2 protein-coding genes are annotated in these 1,706 nt (G+C 64.4%); both read right to left on the bottom strand.

Annotated elements, in window-relative coordinates:
- On the bottom strand, positions 1-1,427 hold a 1,427-nt coding region (locus AB4Y99_RS27865; RefSeq protein WP_441525641.1), incomplete at its 3' end, for a phage tail tip lysozyme.
- Positions 1,420-1,569, bottom strand: a complete 150-nt coding sequence (locus AB4Y99_RS27860) for a DUF6889 family protein (RefSeq protein ID WP_210340009.1) — start codon at positions 1,567-1,569, stop codon at positions 1,420-1,422. The genes AB4Y99_RS27865 and AB4Y99_RS27860, both read right to left, overlap by 8 nt.
- Positions 1,570-1,706 lie beyond the last annotated feature (137 nt).

Raw genomic sequence — 1,706 nt, 5'->3', positions numbered from 1 at the left:
GTACGCAACTCGTGGCGCAGAAACCCATAGTTGGCTTCGTCGGATGCCGGATCGAGGCCCTTTTCTGCCGCCCATGCTTCAAAGGCACGCCGGCGCGGCCCCGTCCACTGAGCCCAGCCATAACCGCCACGCCCAGAAGTGGGATTGCGCTCCTGAAGCTCGTTCAGGCCGCCACTCTCGTGGCCCAGATTGCCGACGATGCCGGCGGCCTGCTCGCGGGTGAACCCGAAGTCAGCCATCAGGCGATTGATGATGCCGGGCGCCTTTTGAGTGAAGGTGCTGCCGCGGATCGGCGCATTGCTGTCGCCACGCCCACCGCCGCCAGCAGGCGCGCCCTGGCCGCCCATGAACCTCGGCATCGTGCGCTGCCACCAGTTCCGTTCGTCCTTCGGATATCGCTTAGCATCGCGCTCATCAATAGCGGCGAAGGGGTTTCGGCCGCCTGGGTTCTCGATCGCTTTCCTGCGAGCGTTGAAGTCCTTGTCGCTTTCGTTGAGTGCATAAGCGCCCGCAGCTATGCCAGCGACACCTGCCGCACCGAGCGCCAGCGGATTGATGCCGAGCTTGAGCAGCATCGCGCCCCAGCCGGCACCGACAGCGGTGAATGCGCCCAGGATGCGGAGCAGCCACGACCCGACGAGCCAGACAGCGAAGGCTTCAAGCGCAACCTGCAAGCCGCTCTGCCCAGTCAGGGACTGCGCGATCTTGTCGAAGGCCTGCCAAGCCGGCGTCTCTTTGACGAACGAGGCCAGCGAGCGGCCCAGCGTCTGCTCAAGCTTCGCGCCGATCAGTTCCGCTGTTGCGCCCAGAGACCGCCAAGCCTGCGTGAGCTGGTTGCCGATATCGGCCGCCTGCTTCTGATCGACGCCGAGCGCGCGGGCCTTCGCCGCATACTCTTCCATGAACCGGGTGAGGTCGCCAGACTTGATGGCATTGTAGGTCCGCTCGTCGATCCCGAGAGCCTCGAGATATTGAAGCGCGACGTATTGCGGCTTCTTCGATAGCGCCTTGGCGAGATCCTCAACGATCGCTGTCGTCTCGCGCAGCCTGCCGTTCTCTCGGGTGGCGACGCCGAGCGACTTCACCAGGCTCTCATAGCCCGGATTGCTCCGCATCTTCTGCGCGAAGCTCTCGATCGAGGCGAGCGCGCCCTGGTAGGAGCCGCCGAGCTGCGAAACCGCGTAGCTCAACCCCTTGATGTTCTGAACCGACGCGCCGGCGCGCTGGCTCATGAAGAACATCTCGTCGAAGCCGGCCGCGATCTTGGTCACGGCGGCGCTGACAGCCGTCGCAGCGGCGGTCAGGGAGAGCCCGAGGGCAACAGCCCCCTTCGTGGCGGTCGCCACGCTGTTCTTGAACTTGCTCTCCGAGGCCCCGTCGACCTGATAGCCCAGGCTGACGAGGAACTCCCTGATCGTCTCAGCCACGGGGTTTGCTCGCTTCGTTGGCGCGCCAGGCGTTCTCGTCCATGGCCGTGATGGCGTCGTTCATGTCGGCGACGTCGCAGAGCGTCAGAGTGCCGTCGATCAGGCTCTCGTATTTGCAGAGGCCGCGGAGAACCGGGCGCATCAGCAAATCCGCTCCGTCGGGGAGAACGATCGGATCGAACTCTAGGGCTGGGCGGCTGCTATCGACTTGGAGACCAGCCCGAAGAAAAAAGGGGCGAGTTCGACCACCAGCACCTTCATCATGATCGCGACGCTGTC

It is taken from the genome of Allobosea sp. TAB14 (assembly GCF_052113865.1).
In the GTDB taxonomy this organism is placed as follows: domain Bacteria; phylum Pseudomonadota; class Alphaproteobacteria; order Rhizobiales; family Beijerinckiaceae; genus Allobosea; species Allobosea spartocytisi.
This window is presented reverse-complemented; position numbering and strand designations above follow the sequence as displayed.